Origin of the sequence: Fulverythrobacter ferritrahens, from assembly GCF_020539485.1 — a bacterium.
GTDB lineage: Bacteria > Pseudomonadota > Alphaproteobacteria > Sphingomonadales > Sphingomonadaceae > Andeanibacterium > Andeanibacterium ferritrahens.
Map to the genome: position 1 here is coordinate 343,367 of NZ_JACDXU010000003.1, position 23,134 is coordinate 366,500.

16 protein-coding genes and 1 tRNA gene are annotated in these 23,134 nt (G+C 63.2%); 11 read left to right on the plus strand and 6 right to left on the minus strand.

Annotated features, from left to right (window positions below):
* Positions 1-101: 101 nt before the first annotated feature.
* A complete protein-coding gene (typA, locus tag H0274_RS13785; protein WP_226796065.1) occupies positions 102-1,931 on the minus strand; it encodes a translational GTPase TypA in 1,830 nt (609 codons plus the stop codon).
* 367 nt (positions 1,932-2,298) lie between these two features.
* Here typA and H0274_RS13790 point away from each other — a divergent pair, with 367 nt between their 5' ends.
* Positions 2,299-4,980, plus strand: coding sequence for a TonB-dependent receptor (locus H0274_RS13790; protein WP_226796066.1), 2,682 nt, complete (start codon positions 2,299-2,301; stop codon positions 4,978-4,980).
* Between the two features lie 129 nt (positions 4,981-5,109).
* Positions 5,110-5,517 (plus strand): DUF805 domain-containing protein, encoded by a 408-nt coding sequence (locus H0274_RS13795; protein ID WP_319018286.1) that lies wholly within the window; start codon positions 5,110-5,112, stop codon positions 5,515-5,517.
* Here H0274_RS13795 and H0274_RS13800 read toward each other — a convergent pair.
* Positions 5,514-8,048 (minus strand): ABC transporter permease, encoded by a 2,535-nt coding sequence (locus H0274_RS13800; protein ID WP_226796068.1) that lies wholly within the window; start codon positions 8,046-8,048, stop codon positions 5,514-5,516. The two genes, H0274_RS13795 and H0274_RS13800, sit on opposite strands and share 4 nt — an antisense overlap.
* Positions 8,045-8,746, minus strand: a complete 702-nt coding sequence (locus H0274_RS13805; RefSeq protein ID WP_226796069.1) for an ABC transporter ATP-binding protein — start codon at positions 8,744-8,746, stop codon at positions 8,045-8,047. Before H0274_RS13805 ends, H0274_RS13800 begins: the two co-directional genes overlap by 4 nt.
* 59 nt (positions 8,747-8,805) lie before the next feature.
* On the opposite strand from H0274_RS13805, the gene H0274_RS13810 reads away from it, so the two are divergent.
* Both H0274_RS13810 and H0274_RS13815 read left to right on the plus strand, forming a co-directional pair.
* The gene (locus tag H0274_RS13810; RefSeq protein ID WP_226796070.1) at positions 8,806-9,516 is read left to right on the plus strand and encodes an arylesterase; all 711 of its coding nucleotides are present in this window, start codon (positions 8,806-8,808) and stop codon (positions 9,514-9,516) included.
* Between the two features lie 131 nt (positions 9,517-9,647).
* Entirely contained in the window at positions 9,648-10,448 is an 801-nt protein-coding gene (locus H0274_RS13815; RefSeq protein WP_226796071.1) for a hypothetical protein, read from the plus strand.
* A 93-nt stretch (positions 10,449-10,541) separates the two neighbouring features.
* Here the strand turns inward: H0274_RS13815 and H0274_RS13820 are convergent, their stop codons facing one another.
* Positions 10,542-12,404, minus strand: a complete 1,863-nt coding sequence (locus tag H0274_RS13820) for an ABC-F family ATP-binding cassette domain-containing protein (protein ID WP_226796072.1) — start codon at positions 12,402-12,404, stop codon at positions 10,542-10,544.
* Between the two features lie 122 nt (positions 12,405-12,526).
* Positions 12,527-13,612: a DNA replication/repair protein RecF gene (recF, locus tag H0274_RS13825; RefSeq protein ID WP_226796073.1), complete on the minus strand. Its 1,086-nt coding sequence runs from the start codon at positions 13,610-13,612 to the stop codon at positions 12,527-12,529.
* A 364-nt stretch (positions 13,613-13,976) separates the two neighbouring features.
* On the opposite strand from recF, the gene H0274_RS13830 reads away from it, so the two are divergent.
* Positions 13,977-14,186 (plus strand): PspC domain-containing protein, encoded by a 210-nt coding sequence (locus tag H0274_RS13830; RefSeq protein ID WP_226796074.1) that lies wholly within the window; start codon positions 13,977-13,979, stop codon positions 14,184-14,186.
* 33 nt (positions 14,187-14,219) lie between these two features.
* Here H0274_RS13830 and H0274_RS13835 read toward each other — a convergent pair whose 3' ends face one another.
* Positions 14,220-14,957, minus strand: a complete 738-nt coding sequence (locus tag H0274_RS13835) for a queuosine precursor transporter (RefSeq protein ID WP_226796075.1) — start codon at positions 14,955-14,957, stop codon at positions 14,220-14,222.
* A gap of 89 nt (positions 14,958-15,046) precedes the next feature.
* Between H0274_RS13835 and H0274_RS13840 the strand changes: the two genes are divergently transcribed.
* The 6 genes from H0274_RS13840 (at position 15,047) to H0274_RS13865 (ending at position 23,096) form a co-directional block, all read left to right on the plus strand.
* Positions 15,047-15,123, plus strand: a tRNA-Arg gene (locus H0274_RS13840).
* 277 nt (positions 15,124-15,400) lie between these two features.
* Positions 15,401-16,192 (plus strand): ImuA family protein, encoded by a 792-nt coding sequence (locus H0274_RS13845; RefSeq protein WP_226796076.1) that lies wholly within the window; start codon positions 15,401-15,403, stop codon positions 16,190-16,192.
* Positions 16,092-17,720 (plus strand): Y-family DNA polymerase, encoded by a 1,629-nt coding sequence (locus H0274_RS13850; protein WP_226796077.1) that lies wholly within the window; start codon positions 16,092-16,094, stop codon positions 17,718-17,720. The genes H0274_RS13845 and H0274_RS13850 overlap by 101 nt, the downstream gene beginning before the upstream one ends.
* Positions 17,717-21,073, plus strand: a complete 3,357-nt coding sequence (locus H0274_RS13855) for an error-prone DNA polymerase (protein WP_226796078.1) — start codon at positions 17,717-17,719, stop codon at positions 21,071-21,073. The genes H0274_RS13850 and H0274_RS13855 overlap by 4 nt, the downstream gene beginning before the upstream one ends.
* A gap of 173 nt (positions 21,074-21,246) precedes the next feature.
* The gene (locus H0274_RS13860) at positions 21,247-22,320 is read left to right on the plus strand and encodes a choice-of-anchor A family protein (protein WP_226796079.1); all 1,074 of its coding nucleotides are present in this window, start codon (positions 21,247-21,249) and stop codon (positions 22,318-22,320) included.
* Positions 22,321-22,724: 404 nt separating this feature from the next.
* Complete coding sequence (locus H0274_RS13865) at positions 22,725-23,096, plus strand: TraR/DksA family transcriptional regulator (protein ID WP_226796080.1); 372 nt, start codon at positions 22,725-22,727, stop codon at positions 23,094-23,096.
* Positions 23,097-23,134 lie beyond the last annotated feature (38 nt).

Consider the following 23,134-nt stretch of genomic DNA (forward strand, 5'->3'; position numbering starts at 1 on the left):
GTGCTGCAATGAACAAAGGCCGCCCGCACCCCTCGCCGGGGAAAGCGGGCGGCCTTGTCAGATAATCAGAGAAGCGGTCTTCCGATCGCTTCGGATAGGGGTCAGGCGGCTTCCTTGCGCTTGGCCTTCTTACGCTCATTCGGATCGAGGATCGCCTTGCGCAGGCGGATGGACTTGGGCGTCACTTCCACCATTTCATCATCGTCGATATAGGCGATGGCCTGTTCCAGCGTCATCACCCGCGGCGGGGTGAGGCGGATCGCGTCGTCCTTGCCGGTCGAACGGAAGTTGGTCAGCTGCTTCGACTTCATCGGATTGACCTCGAGGTCGTCCGGCTTGGCGTTCTCGCCGATCAGCATGCCTTCATAGATCTTTTCCTGCGGGCTCACGAACAGGATGCCGCGATCTTCGAGGCTGTTGAGGGCATAGCCCACGGCCTCGCCGGTGCAGTTGGAGATCAGCACGCCATTCTGGCGGCCTTCGATCTTGCCCTTGTAGGGGCCATACTTCTCGAACAGGCGGTTCATGATGCCTGTGCCGCGTGTGTCCGAAAGGAACTCGCCGTGATAGCCGATGAGGCCGCGCGACGGGGCGGAGAAGGTGATGCGCGTCTTGCCGAGGCCCGAAGGGCGCATGTCGGTAAGCTCCGCCTTGCGGCGCTGCATCTTTTCCACGACCGTGCCGGAGAATTCATCGTCCACGTCGATCACAACGGTTTCATAAGGTTCGGTGCGGTTGCCCGCCTCGTCTTCGCTGAAGATCACGCGCGGGCGGGAAATGCCCAGTTCGAAGCCTTCGCGGCGCATGGTTTCGATGACGACGCCCAGCTGAAGTTCGCCGCGACCGGCAACCTCGAAGCTGTCCTTGTCTGCCGATTCGGTGACGCGGATAGCCACGTTGGTTTCGGCTTCGCGCATCAGGCGGTCGCGGATCATGCGGCTGGTTACCTTGTCGCCTTCGCGACCGGCCAGCGGGCTGTCGTTGACCGAGAAGCGCATCGCCAACGTCGGCGGGTCGATCGGCTGGGCCTGAATCGGTTCCGAAACCTGCGGGTCGGCGATGGTATTGGCGACGGTCGCCTTCTCCAGGCCGGCCAGGGCGATAATGTCACCGGCGCGAGCTTCGTCCACCGGCACGCGTTCGAGGCCGCGGAAGGTGAGCACCTTGCTGGCGCGACCGGTCTCGATCACGTTGCCGTCCATGTCGATGGCGCGGATCGGATCGTTGACCTTGAGCGTGCCCGACTGGACGCGACCGGTCAGCACGCGGCCCATGAAGTTGTCGCGGTCGAGCAAAGTGGCAAGGAACGAGAACGGCGCATTGACGTCGAGGTTCGGCGAGGGAACGTGCTCGACAATCTTCTCGAACAGCGGGGTCAGCGTACCGTCGCGTGCATCGGGATCGTAGCTGGCGTAGCCGTTGCGGCCCGAAGCGTAGAGGACGGGGAAGTCGAGCTGCTCGTCATTGGCATCGAGGCTGACGAAAAGGTCGAACACTTCGTCCAGCACTTCGGCGTGGCGGCCGTCGGGACGGTCGATCTTGTTGACGACAACGATCGGCTTGAGGCCGAGGCCGAGCGCCTTGCCGGTGACGAACTTGGTCTGCGGCATGGCGCCTTCCGAGCTGTCCACCAGCAGGATCACGCCGTCCACCATGGAGAGGATGCGTTCCACCTCGGCGCCGAAGTCGGCGTGGCCGGGGGTGTCGACGATGTTGATACGATGGCCGTTCCACTCGATCGAGGTCGGCTTCGCAAGGATGGTGATCCCGCGTTCCTTTTCCAGATCGTTGGAATCCATGGCACGTTCTTCCACGCGCTGATTGTCGCGGAAGGTGCCGGATTGGCGGAACAACTGGTCAACCAGAGTGGTCTTACCATGGTCAACGTGGGCAATGATCGCAATATTGCGCAGGGCTTCTTGGCCGGGCATCGGTCAGGCTCTTCTAGATAGCGGTTTGTCTGAAAGCTTCGGACACAATTCGCCCGGGCGCCGCGCCCCTATACGCAATGCTGCATTGCGGCAAGTATAAACGGTGGAAAAGCGCCAGGCTGTCACATGCGGGGGCAGAATTTATTGTCGTCGTGGCGGCCCGGCGAACCCAGCTTTCCGTAACGGCCGTGCGGGCCTGTGTTACTTGTGGGCAACGCAAGGTTACGGGTGAAACCTGATAACTTATTGTCGATTGTGTGAACCTACCGGTAACCGTATGATCGCTAGAGGAATCCGGGCTTTGGTCGGCAATCCTCGAAAAGAAGGCACTGCGGCAGGGTCTGGGGATGGAGAGATGGAGCCTTACATGAAAACTTCTGCTTCCGGTCGTGCGCATGTGCTTCGTGCGGCTTTTCTGGTTGGCGCTGCCGGTATAGCCGTTGCGGCCCCCTCTGTGGCCTTTGCTCAGCAAGAAGAAGAGCTTGCGCAGCCTGCCGATGACAGGGCGGGTTCGGGCAATGAGATCCTCGTTACCGCAACCAAGCGGGAACAGACCTTGCAGGATGTTCCGGTCGCCGTCTCGGTAACCACCGGTGAAGCGATCCAGCGTGCCGAAATCCGCGATCTGAAGGATCTGCAGACCATCGTGCCATCGCTGCGCGTCACCCAGCTGCAAAGCTCGGCCAACACCAACTTCATCATTCGCGGCTTCGGCAACGGTGCGAACAATGCCGGTATCGAACCCTCTGTCGGCGTGTTCGTCGATGGTGTCTATCGCAGCCGCACCGCCGCCCAGGTGAACGATCTGCCCAATGTCTCGCGGATCGAAGTGCTGCGCGGCCCGCAATCGACCCTGTTCGGCAAGAACGCCTCGGCAGGCGTCATCTCGATCGTGACGGAAGAGCCGCAATTCGATCTCGGCGGTTCGGTGGAAGCCAGTTACGGCAATTACAACGCCATAGCCCTGAAGGGCTATGTCACTGGCCCGCTTTCGGAAAATATCGCGGCCAGCATCGCAGGCGGCTGGTCCGGCCGGGATGGCTACAACAAGGATCTGGGTACTGGAAACCGCACGAATGAGCGCAACCGCTGGTTCGTGCGCGGCCAGTTGCTGATCGAGCCTTCGACCGACTTCAAGGCTCGCCTGATCGCCGATTACGACAGCATCGACGAAATCTGCTGCGGCGTGGTGAACCTCAAGCGTTCCGCCGCGACTTCGGTGATCGAGGGGCTGGGCGGCAAGGTGACCGATGCGGCGCATCCCTACGAAAACGTGGTTTACAGCAATTTCGATTCGACCAATGACATCAAGAACTGGGGCCTTTCCGCCCAGCTCGATTACAATGTGGGCCCGCTCACTCTCACCTCGATTACCGCCTATCGCAAAAGCACCGCGGTCACCGCTCAGGATCCGGACTTCTCCAGCGCGGATCTGATCTATCCCATCGGGGCCGATGTCGATCTCGATACCTTCACCCAGGAACTGCGCCTGACCGCCGAAATCGCGGACAAGGCCAGCATCCTGCTGGGCGCCTTCTACATCAACGAGAAGGTGAACCAGACGGGCGAACTGAAGTGGGGCACCCAGGCACGTCCCTATGCCAATGCGCTGGTGCAAAGCCTTTCGGGTGGCGCGCTGAGCATTCCGGCGCTGGAAACAGCGTTCGGCAGCTATGAAGGCAATCCGGCGAAATATGCCGGCCAATTCTTCAAGGCGACGACCGGCAATGACGAGACCTTCGGGCTCGATAGCGAGGCGCTCTCCATCTTCGGCCAGGTCGATTACGAGGTCGTGCCCGGCCTCACTCTCACCCTGGGGGGCAACTATACCAAGGATGTGAAGGACTATTCGGCCTCGATCGTGGGCAGCGACATCTTCTCGCAGGTCGATTTCAACAATCCGGCCTATGCTGGCTTCCGCCAGACCCTGCTCTATCAGGGCGGACTGGCGCAGCAGGTGGGTGCGGCAATGAGCCTTGGCCGCAGCGCCACGGCGCAGGAAATCGCGAATTTCGCGATGGCCGAGCCGGTGGCCTATGGGCAGATCGATACGGCCGTGGGCGCCTATGCGGCGGCCAATGCGAACAATGCGGCGGTCAATCCGCTCAATCCGCTGAAGGCGCTGCAATATTTGCCGCAGTTCCTGCCGGTGCCGAACTCGGTGGAGGATGGCCACGTCTCGGACGACGATTTCACTTACACCATCCGTCTTGCTTATGACGTGACCCCGGAAGTGAATATCTATGCGAGCTATGCGACCGGCTTCAAGGCGGCCTCGGTCAACCTCTCGCGCGATAGCCGCCCCTTCGCAGCCGATGCGGCGGCGCTGGGTTCGGCGGGCCTGCTGAAGGTTAACCAGACCTTCGGTACGCGCTATGCCGATCCGGAAAAGTCCAAGGTCTACGAATTCGGCCTGAAGGGGAACTGGGGCGTAGCCTCCACCAACATCGCCGTGTTCAAGCAGGAGATCGAGGGCTTCCAGTCCAACATCTTCACCGGTACCGGCTTCGCGCTCGCCAATGCGGGCAAGCAGTCCACTTTCGGCGTGGAATTCGAAGGCATGGTGGAGCCGACCAACGGGCTGACCTTCAACCTGGGCGTCACCTATCTCGATCCCAAATATGACGATTTCAAATTCTCGGCCGTGGGCGATCTCACCGGCACGCGTCCGGCGGGCATTCCCGAATGGACCATCGTGGTCGGCGGCCAGTATGAAGTCGATCTGGGCAATGGCGACAAGGTGTTCCTGAACGCTTCCTATCACCACGAATCCGAAGTGCAGATCGTGGAAGGCCTGCCGGGCTATCTCTCCGGCGGTCAGGCTGCCGCCCTTGCCGCCGCTGCGCCTTACACACGCACGGTGGACGATCTTTCCGCCTCGGTTACCTATGCGATGGATTCCGGCCTGGAATTCTCGCTGTGGGGCCGCAACCTGCTCGACGATCGCTATATTCTGTCGATCTTCGATTCAGTGGCGCAGCCGCTCTCGATCTCGGGCTATCCCAACCAGCCGCTCACCTGGGGCGGTACGGTGCGCTTCAAGTGGTAAGCACCACGGTCTGAGCCAGAATGGAGAAGGGGGCCACGCGCCCCCTTTTTCTTGCCTGCGCCCGTGCCCTGTGGTCCGCTATGCAGATCGAATCGTGGGGATTGGAACGGGGATACGATCATGCATTGGATGTTGCTGCCTTATCGCAGATATTTTGAATTCAGCGGCCGCTCGCGGCGGCTGGAATACTGGATGTTCACTCTGTTCAACATCCTGGTATCCCTTGCCATCGGGCTGATTTTCGGCACCAACCAGACTGCAAGCACGCCCTTCTCTGCCGGTTTCTACAGCGAAGTGACCGGGACGGGCGGAATTCTGCAGAACATCTTCAGCCTGGTAAGCCTCATTCCCGGCATCGCCGTGGCGATCCGGCGGCTGCACGATCAGGATCGCAGCGGCTGGTTGCTGCTGCTGCTATTCATCCCGATCCTGGGCTGGTTCGCTTTGCTGGTGCTGATGTGCCTTGACGGGACGCGCGGCCCCAACCGCTTCGGCCCCGATCCAAAGGGCCGGGAAGACATCAGCGTCTTTTCCTAAAGCTCTCTCAGCGCCTGGGCGGGGCGTGCCCGCAACAGCGGCAGCGACCCGCCCAGCGCGAAGCCAAGGACCAGCGCCAGCCCGGCGCCCAGCACGGCCAGAACACGCGGCCAGTCGGGTAGCCAGTCGAATTCGAACAGCTGGACGATCACCAGCCAGGCCAACCCGCTGCCCAGCACCAGCGCCACCCCGGCCAGCACCAGCGCCAGCAGGCCATATTCGGCAAGCTGGAGCAGCAGCAACTGGCGGCGGCTGGCGCCCAGCACACGCAGGATCACGTTGTCATACATCCGGCTGGCCCGCGCGGCGGCAATCGCGCCCAGCAACACGGCAAGGCCCGCCAGCACCGCCACGGAGGCCGCCGCAAGGATCGCCGCGCCCACCTGGCTGAGAATTGCGCGAGCCTCGCTCAGCACTTGCCCCACTTCGATCACCGAGCTGGAGGGGAAGGCGCGCACCATCTGGCGCAGCAGTGGGCCCGTGGCGCTGCCATCGGGAAGGTCGATGGTGGCTGCGAGATTATGTGGGGCATCGGCAATGGCGTTGGGGCTGAAAACCAGCACATAGTTGAACCCCAGCGAATCCCAGTCGATCCGGCGGAAGCTGGCAATGCGCGCACTGCGCTCTACCCCCAGCAGGCCGACGGTTATGGAATCGCCGATTTTCAGGTCCAGCGCGGTTGCCAGCTCTTCATCGATGGAGACCAGCGGCTCGCCTGCATAATTCCCGGGCCACCATATGCCCTTGGTCACCGTGTTGCCATCGGGCACACCGTCGGAATAGGTGAGGCCACGTTCGCCGCGCAGGGGCCAGGCTCCTTCGGGGATTTCCTCCAGATCGGCTACGCGGATCATCTTGTCCTTCGAGCCATAGGCCAGGATCTTGCCGCGCAGGGTGGGGACGCTGCGGATTTCCGCCTTGGGGCTTTCCTTGCGCACCAGTGCCTCGAATTCCGCGATCCGATCGCGCGGAATGTCGAGCACGAAATAGTCCGGCGCCATTTGCGGCACGCTGCGCTGGATATTGGCATCCAGGCTGGTCTGCACGCCCGCCAGCAGCACAAAGGCGGACAGGCCGAAGCCCAGTGCTGTCACTAGCGCGCCCGTCTGCGCGCCGGGGCGGTGGAGATTGGCGAGCGCGTTGCGCAGCAGCGGATTGCGTGGGCGCGGTGCCCGCTCGGCCGCACGGCGGATTGCCCAGCCCAGCAGAGCGAGGATGGCGAGCAGCACCGCTGCTCCGCCCATGAACATGGCGCTGAGCGAAGGCTGCGGCGTGCCGACAAGGGCGAGGGCGATAATTGCGGCAAGGCCACCGCCCACGGGCATCAGGAGCCCGCGCCACTGGCGGGAAAGCGGGGCCACGCGCTCCCGCATCAGCGCCATGGCCGGGAAGCGCCGGGCCTTGTCCAGGGGCGGTGCGGCGAAGATCAGCGCCACCAGCAGGCCAAAGCCCGCCGCCCGCGCCAAGGCAGCCGGATCGAGCACCAGCCCGGTCCGCACCGGCAGGAGCGATCCGAGCGCCCAGCTGAGCAATGGAGTAATGGCAATGCCCGCCACCAGCCCGGCTGCGGCCCCGGCCAGCGCGGAGGCACCCAGTTGCAGCGTATAGATACGGGCAATGTCCCGGCTGGTCGCACCGAGGATCTTGAGCGTGGCGATGCTGGTCCGCCGGGCCTGCAAATAGGAGGAAACGCCGCCGCCAATGCCGATACCGGCAATTACCAGCGCGGCAAGGCCCACCAGCACCAGGAACTGGCCCATGCGGGAGACGAAGCGGTCCGCGCCGGGAGAGGCATTGTCGGATGTGCGGAATTCGAAACCGGCCGAAGGGAACAGTTCCTCGATTTTCTTCGACACGCTTTCAGGATCGTAAGCGCGATCGAAGGCAATGCGATATTTGCCCTGATACATCGCTCCGGGAGCTATCAGCCCGGCTCTTGCAGGCACGTCCAGCGCCACGATCACCGTGGGGCCAAGGGCGAAGCCTTCGCTCAGCCGGTCAGGTTCTTCTCCAATGATGCCGCCCACTTTCAGCGTCAGCGTGCCCAGCCGGAAACTGTCGCCGCGCTTGATCCCCAGCCGTTCCGCCGCGCCTTCCGCCAACCAGGCCTGCCCTTCGGGTGGTGCGCCGACCTTCGTCCCGTCGTTCAGGGTGAAGGTGCCGAACATCGGCCATTCGATATCGACGGCCTTCAGTTCGATTGGCGCAGCAAGATCGCCCGCGCTGGCGGTCGCCTGCATCCTGAGGCCGCCGGAAACGACGCCATAGCCGTTCATCACCATCAGCTCGTTGAGCGTGGGCGCGCGCTGCCACAGGCCGATTTCCAGATCGCCGCCGAGGATTTCCTTGCCCCGGCTCCGCAGTTCGCCCTCGATAGCGCCGGTCAGCGATCCAATCGCCGCCAGCGCGCCGACGCCCAGGAACAGGCAGACGAGCAACAGGCGCAAGCCGCGGAACCTGCGGTGCAGATCGCGCCGGGCGATGCCCCAGGCGGCGGCCCAGGGCAGGGCAGTGGAGGCGGGGCGGGTCATCCGGCGGCCGTGTCGTTCACGATCCGGCCGTCGCCCAGGGTGACCACCCGGTCGCATCGTTCGGCAAGGGCGGGGTCATGGGTGATGATCACCAGAGTCGCCCCGGTTTCGGCGCGGCGGGCTAAGAGCAATTCCACGATGTCCTTGCCGGTCGCGCCGTCCAGATTGCCGGTCGGCTCGTCCGCGAAGATCAGGGTGGGGCGCGGAGCAGTGGCGCGGGCGATGGCCACGCGTTGCTGTTCGCCGCCGGAAAGCTGGGCGGGGTAGTGGGTCAGCCGGTGGCCAAGGCCCACGGCTTCAAGCTCCGTGGCGGCACGCGGCCAGGCGTCGGCTTCTCCGGCTAGTTCCATCGGCGTGGCGACATTTTCCTGCGCCGTCATGGTGGGGAGCAGATGGAAGGCCTGGAGCACGATGCCGATCCGCCCCCGGCGCGCGGCGGCCAGCGCATCCTCGTCCATCGCGGCGAAATCCTGACCGGCGACAAACAGGCTGCCGCCGCCTGCGCGTTCCAGCCCGGAAAGGACTGCCATCAGCGAGCTTTTGCCCGAGCCGGAGGGGCCGAGCAGGGCCACCGTTTCCCCGACATTCACGGTAAGGTCGATCCCCTTGAGGATCTGCACCGCGGCCTCTCCCTCACCCAGGGTGAGGGTCAGATTGTGGGCGGCGATTGCGGGCTGGGTCTGATCGGGGCTTGTCACTGCGTATCGATGGCATAGGGATCGCACCCTGAGCAAGTGGACCAAAGGGAGTTTGGCCGATGCGCCAATGGTGTTTGTCGATTGCCCTGGCCTTTACGCTGGCCGCCTGCGGCAATGAGGCGCCTTCGCCCGCGCCGACACAGGAAGCCGAAGTGCGTGACGATGTGCCGGTTATGGGCCCCGAACGCCCGATCCTCGCCTTTGGGGACAGCCTGTTCGCGGGCTACAATGTGGAACAGGCGGAGGCCTATCCCCAGAAGCTGGAACTGGCCCTGCGCGCGCAGGGGATCAATGCAAAAGTGGCCAATGCCGGCGTTTCCGGGGATACCAGTGCGGCGGCCGCGCAGCGTTTCGTCTTCACGCTGGACAACCAGCCGGTGCCGCCGCAACTCGTGATCGTGGAACTGGGCGGCAACGATCTGTTGCGCGGGTTGAACCCTGAGGAAACCCGCGCCAACATCGCGGCGATCCTGAAGGAGCTGAAAGCACGCAAGATTCCCGTCCTGCTGATGGGCATGCGCGCGCCGCCCAATCTGGGCGCAGATTTCCAGCGGGATTTCGATGCCATCTATCCCGCCTTGGCGAAAGAATATGGGGCTGCTCTGGTGCCGTTCTTTCTGGAGGCGGTGTATGACAAGCCCGACCTGCTGCAGGACGACAAGATCCACCCCACGGCGCGCGGGATCGAGGAACTGGTGGCCGCCACTTCCTCCGCAGTAGTGAAGGCACTGCCGCCCGAAAAAGGAGGCCTCGCCGTTCCGCCTGAATGATACTCTCCTTCCGGGGGAGTATTCCTGCACCAAAGGGCAGAGGGATGTCCCAAAGGACAGGTCGAACGGCCGGGCTGCCAGTCTATCTTTCACTAGCTTTTTGCAACAAGTCGAAAAGAGAGAGAAAGATCATGGCTTTGCTTAAATATTCGCTTGCCGCGGTTGCCGGTGCTGCAGCAGTGGCGACCGCATCGCCTGCGATGGCTCATACCAGCTCGGGCCAGTTCTCGCTCGGGATTGATGGCGGGATGGATTTCGCCGTGGATGGCACGATGCATGGGGGCGAGAACGTTTCCATCGCCGATCTCGGCATTCTCAACCCGGCGCTCAATGGAATCCCCGCGCAGCTCCAGATCGGGGAGCGTAGCCAGCAGGATGTCTATGACGATGCCTGGGGCATCGGTGCGGAACTGGCCTATGGCCTGAGCAACAGTTCGGAACTGTTCGGATCAGTCCGCTATCTCGAAGCGAAGGGCAACAAGATCAATGTCGGCCAGGCCGTGGCCGGCGCGCCCGTGAATGCCAGCCTGCCGGTGTTCGGCGATTTTTCGGACTACAAGGCGCTGTCGCTGGAACTCGGTTTCCGGCAATATCTGATGCCTGAAAGCAGCATTTCGCCCTATCTGGCGGGCCGGGTCGGTGCGACACGTGTGTCAGAGATTTCCTCCACTTTCACTGTGCCCGATGCGGGCATCACCCTTACCGACACGCCCTTTTCCAAATCCTCCTGGGCATTTTCGGCAGGTGCGGATCTGGGCCTTTCGATCAAGATGAGCGAAGGCTTCTTCCTGCAGCCCGAAGTGGGCCTGCATTACACCGATGGCGCGGGTGGCGATGATAGCGCACTGGGCGGGCTCGGCCTGTCGTCGATCAACGATTACGGTTCACGCCTGTCCGTGCCGGTGCGCGTAAGGGCCAAATTCGCTTTCTGATCTTTCCTCTGCCGGCCTGATCCCCTTGGGCCGGTTGAAGGGCCTCGCCGCTTACCTATGTACTCGCGGCGGGGCCCTTTTTGTTCCGGGCGGCTAGGCGTTCTCCAGCTTTTCACCCAGCGCGAGCCATTCCGCTTCCAGCATTTCCAGCTCAGCCGCCACTTTCGCCCTTTGGGAGAGCAACTCGCCCATGGGCTTGCTCGCCAGTTGGGCGGAGGCATTGGCAGGTTCATACATTGCCCGGTCGATCTCGGTGCATTGCGCCTGCAGCTTCGCGATGGATTTCTCCACCCGGCCAAGCTCCGACTTGAAATAGCGCGCCTGCGCCTGCGATTTGCCGGATGGCTTGGCCCCGGATTTCCCCGGCTTGGTGGCGCTGTCCTTCTTCGGCTGGTTCCGGCCCAGCACGAAGTCGATGTAATCCTCCATGCTGCCGGAATAATCCTTCGCCAAGCCGCCATCCACCAGCACCAGCCGGTCCGCCGTCAGCTCTACCATATGGCGATCGTGGCTGATCAGGATCACCGCGCCGGAATAATCGTTCAGCGCCTGCACCAGCGCCTCGCGTGCATCGACGTCGAGGTGGTTGGTCGGCTCGTCCAGGATCAGCAGATGCGGGGCATCGCGTGTGATCAGCGCCAAAGCCAGCCGGGCGCGTTCCCCGCCCGACAATTGCCCTACCTGAGTGGTGGCGCGATTGCCGGAAAAGCCGAAACGGCCCAGCTGCGCGCGCACCGCGCCGGGGGACTGGCCCTCCATCGCGCGAGTCATATGCTCTAGCGGCGTGGCGTCGGTCGCCAGTTCCTCCACCTGATATTGCGTGAAATAGCCGACCTTCATCTTGCCCGAGGCGTGCATGGAGCCTTCCATCGGGGCGAGCTGCGCGGCCAGCAGGCGGGCCAGCGTGGTCTTGCCGTTGCCGTTGCGGCCCAGCAGCGCGATCCGGTCATCCGGGTCGATCCGCAGGTTGAGACGCCGCAACACGGGCTTTTCCTCCGAATAACCGACCGAGGCGAGGTCCAGCGAAATCAGCGGCGGGCGCAATTCGGTGGGATCGGGGAAATCGAAGGTGAGCGAGGGGTCTTCCATCAGCGCGGCGATGGGCTGCATCTTGGCCAGCATCTTTGCGCGGGACTGGGCCTGCTTGGCGGTGGAGGCGCGGGCGCTGTTGCGTGCGACGTAATCCTGAAGCCGCGCCCGCTGCGCATCCTGGGCGGCCTTGGCTGCGGCCAACTGCGCGGCCCGTTCGGCCCGCTGCCGTTCGAAACTGTCATAGCCGCCGGGATAGAGCGTGATCTTGCCGCCCTGCAGGTGCAGGATGTGGTCCACCACATTGTTCAGCAAATCGCGCTCATGGCTGATCACCACCAGCGTTGCGGGGTAGGATTTGAGGAAATTCTCCAGCCACAGCGTCGCTTCCAGATCCAGGTGGTTGGAAGGCTCGTCCAGCAGCAGCACGTCGGGCTGGGAGAACAGCAGCGCGGCCAGCGCCACGCGCATCTTCCACCCACCCGAAAAACTGTCCAGTGGGCGGCCCTGCATCTCCTCGTCGAAGCCAAGGCCGGTAAGAATGCGCGCCGCACGGGAAGGGGCGCTATAGGCATCGATGGCCAGAAGCCGGTCATGGATATCGCCCAACCGGTCAGGGTCGGTGCAATGTTCCGATTCCTCCAGCAGCTGCGCCCGCTCCACATCGGCGGCCAGCACGGCCTGCTCAGGCGTGATCTCGCCTGCCGGAGCTTCCTGCGCGATATAACCCAGCCGCGTGCGGCGGGGCATTTCGATCGAGCCCTCATCGGCCTCCAGCGCGCCGATCATCACTTTCATCAGGGTGGATTTGCCAGCGCCATTGCGTCCGATCAGGCCAACGCGCCCACCGGGAGGAATCGCCGCGCTGGCGCGATCGAGAATGGTGCGGCCGCCGAGGCGCACGGTGATGCCATTGATTGTGAGCATGGGCGCGCCCTAGCAGGACTGGCGGCATAGCCCAAGGCAGGATGATCGGGGGGCAGATGATGCGGTCAAAATGATCGGCAAATCCGCTGCGCACCTGAAGAAGGGCGCGTTTCTGCCCGGCCCTAAACCCGCTCCACTTCCCCTGCTGTAACGCGCCAGCAGGCGGCTTCCTCGCGGATTTCGGCGAAGGGGGCCAGTTCAGTGCCGGTCAGCCAGATCTGGGCCTTGCCGCTGCGCAGGCGCTCGAACAGGGCGCCGCGCCGCCGGGGGTCGAGATGGGCGGCCACTTCGTCCAGCAGCAAAAGGCCGGGGCGCTCGCCCGCTGCCAGAGCGGCGTGGGCCAATGTGATCGCGATCAGCATCGCCTTCTGTTCGCCTGTGGAGCACAGGGCAGCGGGTTGGCCCTTGCCTGCCATGGTCACTTCCAGCTCGTCGCGCTGGGGACCGGTCAGCGTGCGCTGGGCGGCACGGTCGCGGCGGCGGCCTGCAGCCAGCGCCTCGGCCAGCGCGTCTTCCTCCAGCGGGCCGCCGGGCGCATAGGCCAAGAGCGGGCGGGCGAAAGGTTCTTCGGGCAGGGCGGCAAGTTCGGCGCTGAGGCGGGTGACAAGGCGGGCGCGGCCCTGGGCGAGGGCGGCCCCGGCCTGCGCCAGTTGCGCCTCTACAGCGTCCAGCCAGCGCGGATCGGGATCGTGTGGGCCGGAAAGCAGGCGATTGCGTTCACGCAGGGCGGCCTCGTGCCTGGCGGCGGCGCGAGCATGGCCGGGGTCGAGGGCCAGCGCCAGCCGGTCTATGTAGCGGCGCCTTGCGCCTGCGCTGTCGGCGAACAGGCGGTCCATCGCCGGTGTCAGCCAGGTCAGCGCCAGCCATTCACCAAGGCTGACCGCGCTGGCGGGTGCGCCATTGATCTGGACGAGGCGGCGGCCGGGCTGGGCAGGCTCGGTGCCGGTGCCCAGCGCCACGGGTTCCGCCCCATCCGGCTGGGTCAGGCGGGCACTGACGGTAAAGCCGCCGGGGCCGTTGCTCGCCGCCATGTCGGTCAGTGCGGCGCGCCTCAGGCCGCGCCCGGGGGCAAAGAGCGAGATGGCCTCCAGCACATTCGTCTTGCCCGCGCCATTTTCGCCCACGAGCAGGTTGAACTGCCCGGTGCCGTCAATCGTGCTGGCCCGGTGGTTGCGGAAGGCGGCAAGGGTGATCCGGTCGAGCGCCATCGGCTGCGGCGATAGACCGGCGCGGGCAGGCAGGCCAATGGAAAATGCGAGTGCCGGAAATCGCCTCGCTGAATATTGGCGAATTTTCCCAAATCATGGGATCATGCTGTGGCGCAATTCGCTGAATGGCTGGGTGATTCCTCAAGAAACCCGTAAAAATCCGCCCTTTTTATAAACTGGCACGCCTCCTGCAATGGTTGGAGCATCGGCGGAATGGTCCGCCGGATTGATTGAGGGAACAGTTCATCATGCAAACCACCACCACCAACCGGATCGCCGCAGGCGTGTCCGCTTTCGCTCTTTCGGTGCTTCTGATCGCCGTCAGCTTCGTGCCGCAGGGCGCCTTTGTTCCGGGGATTGTGGCATGAGCGCGTTCGAGCGTAACGAAGGCACTTCTGTCCGCCCATTCCGCCTTGACCGCACGAATGCCAAGCTGATGGGCGTGTGCGGGGGGATCGGCGAGTTTGCCGGAATCGATCCGACGCTGGTTCGTATCGGTTTCGTCGCAACCACACTGCTGGGCTTCGGTGCGCCGGTGGTGATCTACCTGGCCATCGGCCTCATCGCGGACTGACGGGGGGCTTGCCGCCCCCCGCGGCCCTGCGCCTTACGTGTTCTTCGCGAAGGGCGAGAAGTCCGTATCCGTGTCATACACATCCACCCCTTCGCGCCGCTTGAGGAAGCCGACCACCGCATAGGTGACGGGCGTCAGCGCGGCTTCCCAGCAGGTCTTGATCAGCCATTGCGAAACCACGACCTGCATCAGTTGCTCCGGCGGCCAGCCGGCAAGGCCGTAGAATGCGAGCGGGTAGAAGATAAGGCTGTCCAGCCCCTGGCCGACAATGGTGGAACCGATCGTCCGCATCCACAGGAAGCGGCCGCCGGTGATCAGCTTCATCTTGGCAAGAACGAAGCTGTTGGCGAATTCGCCTGCCCAGAAAGCCAGCATCGAAGCGACAACGATTCGCCAGCTATTGCCGAATACGAATTCATAGGCTTCCTGCCCCGGCCAGCCGCTTGCCGGAGGCAGGGCGACGACGACGGCAGCCATGAAGGCCATGAAGATCAGTGCGGCAAAACCGGTCCAGATCACCCGGCGGGCGTTGGCATAGCCATATACTTCGGTCAGCACGTCGCCGATGATGTAACTTACCGGGAAAAACAGAACCCCGGCGCCGAACGACCATTCGGTGCCACCAGGCAATGTGATGAAGCTGGGCTTCGACGCGCCGATGATATTCGACAGCAGCAGGATCGCGACGAAGGCCGCCATCACATAATCGAGATAGCGGAAATGCCGGCGCCCGCCTGCCTGTCCGTCGATGCGTCTGGTCTGTCCGTTCATGCGCAAGTGCTAACCCGAAAAGTTCGCCGGGCATAGATACTGAAAAGGTACTCCCACCGGCGCGCCGCATGTTCTATGGGCACCTCCACGCGCCCGTAGTTCAACTGGATAGAGCACGAGCCTTCTAAGCTTGGAGTTGCAGGTTCGAGTCCTGCCGGGCGCGCCATCTTTTCCCGAGCTCTCAGCCTTCCGCCCTTGTGGGTCGGGAAGGAAAATTGCCAGAAGGCCTGTCGCCGGCAGGCAGGCGCACGGGAGTAGTTCATCCTTATCCCGGCGCGATCCGCCATGGTGCTCACCACGCCTGCCAATATCGCCCATGTCGAATTGGAAGCCGAAGAACAGGCTGGCGCGGGCAGTCGCAGAGCCTCGGCATACCATGCCCCCACCATGGAGCTGCTTGGGAGCTGCTTGACTTTCTCTCGCCAGATGCTGGATTAGAACATATGAAGAACATTCATCCAGTCGAATCGGTGAGTGCGCTATGCGCGTTGCAAAGGAAAATCGCCGGGATCGGGACGCACAGGGAGGATTCCGTTCCGGTGCCTCTTGGATATGCCGGGCTCGATGCGGCGCTTGGCGGCGGGCTGGCGCGAGGGCGATTGCACGAGGTATTCGCGGCGGAAGCGGGCGAAAATGCCAGCGCGGCGGGCTTCGTGGCCATGCTGGCTTGCCTGGTCAGTTCCGGGAACGCGCCCTTGTTCTGGTTGCGCGAGGAGGCGGCGGGGCGACAGGGTTTTCTGCATGCGCCGGGATTGAACGAGATCGGCGTCGATCCGGCGCGGATGGTTCTGGTCGTGCTGCCCGATCCGGTGGCGCTGTTGCGGGCGGCGGTCGACGTGGTGCGCTGTGCCGCCGTGGGAGCAGCCGTGATCGAATTATGGCGCCGCCCGCGCGCGCTCGATCTGACGGCAAGCCGAAGGCTGGCACTGGCGGCGGAGACTTCGGGCGTCACTCCGCTGCTGCTGCGGATAGAGGCGGAACCCGGACCCAGTGCTGCACAGACCCGCTGGAGCGTCAGCGCGGCCCCTTCCGTGGCGCTGGAGGCCGGAGCGCCCGGCAAGCCAGCCTTCACGGCCGAATTGCTGCGCCAGCGCGGCCGTCCCGATGGCGGATGCTGGCATCTGGAATGGGATCGTGACCGGGCCTGCTTTGACGCCGCGCCGCTATCTGGCGCTATGGTTCCCCCTGCTGCCGGCGGATCGCTGGCACAAGGCGAATGGCGCCGCGCGGGCTGACGCGCCGCTCGCCTTTGTCGAGAAGCAAGGTGGCGCGATCCGCATTGTGGCGCTTGATGCGCAGGCGTTGCGGCTGGGCCTCGCTCCCGGCCTTACGCTGGCCGATGGGCGGGCGCGCGTCCCCGAGCTTGCCGCGATCGAGCATGATCCCCATGCCGACCGGCTCTGGCTGGAGCGCATCGCCGATGGCTGTGACCGCTGGACGCCTCTGGTCGAACTCGATCCGCCCGACGGGGTGACGCTCGATATCACGGGCTGCGCACATCTGACCGGCGGTGAGGCGGCGTTGGTGCGGCAGGTCGAGCAAGGCTTCATCGCTGCCGGCAGTTCCTTGCGGCATGCTCTTGCCGGAACGCCGGAAGCAGCGCAGGCGCTGGCCCGTTTCCAGACCGTGCCCGCCGCCGATGAGCATCAGGCCATCCGCCGCCTTTCCATCGCCGCATTGCGACTGGACGAGGAGGCGGAAATTGCGCTGCGCCGCGCAGGGTTGAAGACCTTGGGTGATCTCGCCGCTCGGCCTTCCGCCCCGCTCGCCGCGAGGTTCGGAGCGGAACTGGTGGCGATGCTCGACCGATTGCTCGGTCATGCCGACAGCCGCATTTCTCCGCGCCGGGCACTTCCTGCCTTGATCTTCGAACGATGTTTTGCCGAGCCCATCGCGCGCACTGAAGATGCTCTGACCGTGCTGGACGAACTCGTCCGCGAAGCCGCAGGCGTTCTGGAAGAACGGCGCGAGGGCGGGCGGCGGTTCGTCGGGCGTCTTTATCGCAGCGATGGCGCAGTGCGCGAGATAATGGTCGAAACCGGGCTGCCCACGCGCGATCCGGAGGTTGCCCGGCGCCTGTTTCGCGAGCGGATCGATATGCTCGCCGATCCGCTCGATCCCGGCTTCGGCTTCGATCTTGTGCGATTGGCAGTGCCGACCACCGAACCGCTGGGCCTGTCGCAGTTCACGCTTGAAGGCGGACGGATGAGCGAGGAGGCAATAGCCGCGCTGGTGGATCGGCTGAGCGCCCGTTTGGGGCGCGACCGCGTCCGCCGCTTCGCCCGGCGGGACACGCATATTCCTGAACAACAGGCTTTGACCTTGCCCGCAGCTGAAGGCGGCGACCCTCTCCCATGGCCGATCCCGCCCCAGGGGGAGCCACCCTTGAGGCCGCTCCATCTGTTCGATCCGCCCCAGCGGGTCGAAGTTCTGGCGGAAGTGCCTGACGGGCCTCCCCGGCGGTTTCGCTGGCGGCGCACGCTGCATGAAGTGAAGCGCTTTGAAGGTCCGGAACGTATCGCGGGGGAATGGTGGCGGGCGCCGCTCGAACGTCTGCCTGACCCTGAGCCCAGCGTGTTGAGCAAACGCCGCGATGAGGAGGAAGATCGCATTCTTCCCTCGCGCCCCTCGCATCCGCTGCTCACGCGCGATTATTTCCGGGTGGAAGACGCACGAGGCCGTCGGTTCTGGCTGTTCCGCCATGGCCTTTACGAGCGTGAGGCGGGCACTCCGGCCTGGTACATCCATGGGCTGTTCGCATGAATGCTCAACCCGAACCGCCATTTGCCGAACTGATCGCGGCGACCAATTATTCCTTTTTGCGCGGCGCTTCGCATCCAGCCGATATGGTCACAAAGGCCATCGCGCTTGGGCACAAGGGTATCGGCATTGCTGACCGCAACACAGTGGCCGGCGTAGTGCGGGCCTATGCCGCGTTACGGGATTTTCGCGCCGAGCTTGGGCCGGAGGCGCTTGCCGCGTTCGATTTCCGGCTCGTCGTGGGCGCGCGGCTTGTCTTCACGGACGACACGCCGGACATCGTTGCTTATCCGATGAACCGAGCGGGGTGGGGGAGGCTGACCCGATTGCTCACGCTGGGCAATCGCCGTGCGGGCAAGGGCGATTGTACGCTCTACTTTGCCGATCTCATTGAACATGCAGACCACTTGCTGCTGATAGCCATCGCCGATGAAACCCATGAATTGCTGTTGCGCCGCCTCGCCGCACGCACTCCGCTGTGGATCGCGGTCACTATGGCGCGGCAGGGCGACGATCAGCGCCGCCTTGCCCGCCTTCAGGGGCTGTCGGCACGCACGGGCATTCCCTTGCTTGCCACTTGCGATGTGCTTTATGCGACGCCCGAGCAACGCCCGCTCCATGATGTCATCACCTGCATCCGTGAAGGCGTCACGCTCGCGCAAGCCGGCACGCGCCTGCTCGCCAATGCCGAACGCCACCTGAAATCACCGGCTGAAATGGCGCGGTTGTTCAAGGGCGCACCGCAGGCCGTGGCGGCATCTGCCGAGATACTTTCCCGCATCGGTTTCACGCTGGACGAACTACGCTACGAATATCCGCATGAGCCCGTGCCGAAGGGATGGAAGCCTATGCCCTGGCTCAAGCACATTACCATGCAGGCGGCGGAGAAAAAATATCCGGAGGGTATTCCGCGCAAGATCCGCAATACGCTTCGCACCGAATTCCGGCTGATCCGCAAGCGGCGCTACGCCTATTATTTCCTCACCGTCTATGAACTGGTGAAGTTCGCCCGCTCGCTCGATCCGCCGATCCTGTGTCAGGGGCGGGGCTCGGCCGCCAATTCGGCGGTCTGCTATTTCCTGGGCATTACCTCGGTCGATCCGGGCAAGTTCAATCTGCTGTTCTCCCGCTTCGTTTCGGCCGAGCGTAACGAGCCGCCCGACATCGACGTAGATTTCGAGCATGAGCGTCGCGAGGAGGTGATCCAGCACATTTACGAACACTATGGCCGCAGCCGTGCGGGCATCGCAGCCACGGTCATCCATTATCGCCCGAAAAGCGCGGTGCGGGAGGTGGGCAAGGTGCTCGGCCTTTCCGAAGACATAACCGCGCGTCTGACCAGCACCGTCTGGGGTAGCTACGCCGGCAGTATGGAGGCGCAGCGCATCGCCAATGCCGGGTTCGATCCCAACGCGCCTGAACTCGCGCGTCTGCACTGGATCGTCGAGCAATTGCTCAATGCTCCGCGTCATCTTTCTCAGCATGTCGGCGGTTTTGTGCTGACACAGGGCCGCCTGGATGAACTGGTGCCGATCCATAATGCCGCGATGGAGGACCGCACCTTCATTGAATGGGACAAGGACGATATCGATACTTTGGGCCTGATGAAGGTGGATGTGCTGGCGCTCGGCATGTTGAGCTGCATCCGCAAGGCGTTCAAGATGATGCGCGAGCACGGGCTGGGTGACCTCACCCTCGCGACCGTGCCGCAGGAAGAAGAACCGGTTTACGACATGCTTTGCAAGGGCGACAGCATCGGCGTCTTCCAAGTGGAGAGCCGCGCCCAGATCAATATGCTGCCACGCCTGAAGCCGCGGAAATTCTACGATCTTGCCGTGCAGGTAGCGATCGTCCGACCGGGTCCGATCGAGGGGGACATGGTCCATCCCTATCTCAAGCGACGCTCCAACAAGGAGGCCGTAGAGTTTCCCTCTCCCGCTCCGCCGCATGACCCTAACGAATTACATGATGTTCTGGGCGATACCTTTGGCGTGCCCCTGTTTCAGGAGCAGGCGATGAAGCTGGCCATTACCGCTGCCGGTTTCACGCCTGACGAGGCGAACCAGCTTCGCCGCGCGATGGCGACTTTCCGCAACGTCGGCACGATCGATAATTTCGAGCCCAAGATGATCGGGGGAATGGTCGCGCGCGGCTATCAGCGGGATTTCGCGCAGCGTTGCTATAATCAGATCCGGGGCTTTGGCAGTTATGGCTTCCCGGAAAGCCACGCCATTTCCTTCGCCTTGCTGGTCTATGTTTCCGCCTGGCTCAAATGCAGGCACCCGGCAGTGTTCGCTGCCGCGCTGCTCAATTCCCAGCCAATGGGTTTCTATGCCCCCGCGCAGATCGTGCGGGATGCGCGCGAGCACGGCGTGGATGTGCGCGCGGTGGACCTCAATCACAGCGAGTGGAACAATAGTCTGGAAACCGGCGCCACCGACGGTGCGGTGCATGAACGCTGGGATTGGGATGTAGCGGCCAGTCGGCTCGACAAGGGCCACGCACTGCGCCTGGGTTTCCGCCAGATCGACGGATTCCGGGAGGATTGGGGAGATGCTATCGTAGCCGAACGTCGCGCGAATGGTCCCTTTGCCAGCATTGAGGAACTGGCCCGCCGGGTGCGTGTATCGCAGGGAGAGGAAGGCGATAAAGGGGCTGGGGAGCGCCATTCCCGGCTCCCGGCACGGGCGCTGCGGCTGCTGGCGGATGCCGATGCCTGCCGCTCTATTGGCCTCGAACGCCGGCCGGCGGCATGGGAAGTGCGGCGGATGCCGGGGGGTGGCGAATTGCCTCTTTTCGCTGCCGCCCGCGCTCGTGAACTTGCCCCGGAGCCGGATTCATCTCTATCCGCGATGCCCCTGTCGGAAGAGGTGGCGGCGGATTATCAGACCACGCGGCTCTCGCTTAAACAGCATCCGATGCACTTCCTGCGCGAAACGCTGCGTGGGGAGGGGATCCTGTCGAGTGAGGAATTGCTTGCGGTGCCCGATGGCCGCAGAGCGAAAGTGGCGGGGGTAGTGCTGGTGCGCCAGCGGCCCGGCAAGGGAAATGCCATTTTCGCCACGCTGGAAGATGAGACCGGGGTCGTGAACATCCTGCTATGGGCGCGGATGTTCGAACGCTATCGCCGCCTGCTCATGGCCTCGCGCCTGATGGAGGTGCATGGCCAGGTGCAGAAGAGCGAGGAAGGCGTTCTTCACTTGATGGCCGATCGCATCGTGGATCGCACCGAATTGCTCAATCGCCTTGGGGAACAGGATACTGCCTCAGCGGGCATTCCGTCTCCCTCGGAGCAGTCTCAAGCGCGCCACCCGCGCAATGTGAGGATCATCCCCAAATCCCGCGATTTTCATTGAGATTTTCAGCGGAGGGGTGAGCGTTGCTTCGCCTTCAATCGGATCCCGTCACGGGCGTTAACTTTTTCCAGCGCCATCTGTGCCGATTTGGAACGGTGTTTAATCGATCACATAAAACGCGGCATATCGCGATATGGGCCAGATCCCCCTTTGAAATGTTTCGAGAATCCCCCGTGACAAACAAGTCCAGACTGACCCTCGCCGTTGCCTTGGCGACATGTGCCATCGCAGTTCCCGCCTTCGCGTCCACGCCTACCGGCACGGATATTCTGCGGGAATGGAACCTTGTGGTGCTGGGCGATCTCGTTTCCTCCTCGGAAGTCGAGGGGCGGACTTTCGTGGGCGGGGATCTGTCGGGCAATTCCTCGAACTACAATATTTCGACCATTCCCCCTTCGTCCAACGGCACGCCGGGGCTGACGGTTGTCGGCGATGTGAACGGCGGCACGAAGAACCTCAACAACGGATCGGGCGCGATTGTCGGCGGTAACGTCAATAGCGGCTTCAACCTGAACGGCGCGACCCAGACCGTTCAGGTGGGCGGCACGATCAGCAATACGAACGTCAACCAGAATACGGTGACTTCGGGGCTCTCCTCCTCCGATCCGGCGTTTGCGCAGGGGCTGCAGCAGGACAAGAGCCTGATCACCACCAGCATGAACAACCTGTCCTATGATCTGAGCACGCTTTCCAAGAACAGCGATTTCTCGATCCAGGGAAACAAGGGCGTCTTCACTGCCCAGCCTGACGCCAATGGTGTTGCAGTGTTCAACATTTCGGCTGCGGATCTGGATGCGATCGGGGAAATCCAGTTCAATCTCAACGGGGCCGATACGGCGATCGTGAATGTCTCTGGCACCAGCATCACGCTGAATGACAATTTCCTGGGTGGCACCAGCAATCTGGGCGAAAGCGTGATCTGGAACTTCCCGGATGCCGAGAAGCTGACACTGACCACGGCCTTCGGCGGGTCGGTGCTTGCCCCCAAGGCCGACGCGCATACCTATAATTACATTCAGGGATCGGCGGTTTTCGGCAACCTCGTCCAGGATGGCGAGATGCATGTCGGGACGTATAATGGCGGCTATCATTATGAACCGCCTTCATCCAGCACCTCGGGTGGTTCCTCTTCGGGTGGATCTTCCTCGGGTGGAACGGCTGTGCCGGAACCGGGCATGGTCGGCCTGTTCGGAGCAGGGCTGGCTGCGCTGTTTTTCTGGCGCCGCCGCCGCTTGAAGGCAGGCTGAGTTCCCTACTCGCTGATCGGCTGGCGATGCCCGGAACGGGCCCGGGCGCCGCCACCGATGCCTTCTGCATGACCCCATGTGCTTAGCTGCAGTGGGAACGGATCGGCAGTGGGTGGGGGAATGTTCAAGAGAGAGGCGGGGCCATCTAACCAGTTGTGGGGACAGGAAACGGCCCCACCTCTTCTCGAAGACTGTAGGTACCAGGAGATGGTACGCTACTTATATAGCAATCCCCGTGCCAGTTTCTGACAATCCCTAATCTGGGCCATTTATAATGGTTTCCAACTGGATAACCGAACAAGGGTTGTAAGGTAGGCCGACACATTTCGCCAGGCTGGCCTGAAAGGACGTCGAAATCTTGACGCCTTATTCAATCGCAGTTTGATTGCGCGCAATGTCGTGCCGTGAAAATCAACGCAGAACCCGCCTATAACAAGGCCCGGCAGAAAGGGATGAGGCAAATGAATGAATTTGGTGATGTGAAAGCGTTGCTTACGGCGCGTCTGGCGGAGCTGGAGCAGCGCGCTGAGGGAATCGAAGCGGATTTGCGCCATCCTCTCGAAGCGGATTCGGAGGAGCAGGCCATCGACTTGGCCGATGACGAAGCGCTGGCCGGCGTGGACGATGTCTTGCGGACTGAGATTATGGATATCCGCAATGCCTTGCGCCGGATCGACGCGGGCACCTACGGGATTTGCGCCAAATGTGGCGCCGATATCAGCGAAATGCGCCTGAAAGCGCTGCCGACCGCAGTGCTTTGTATCAATTGTGCATGAGGTGAAGGAAGCCCCGGACGATTGCGGCCGGGGCCGCC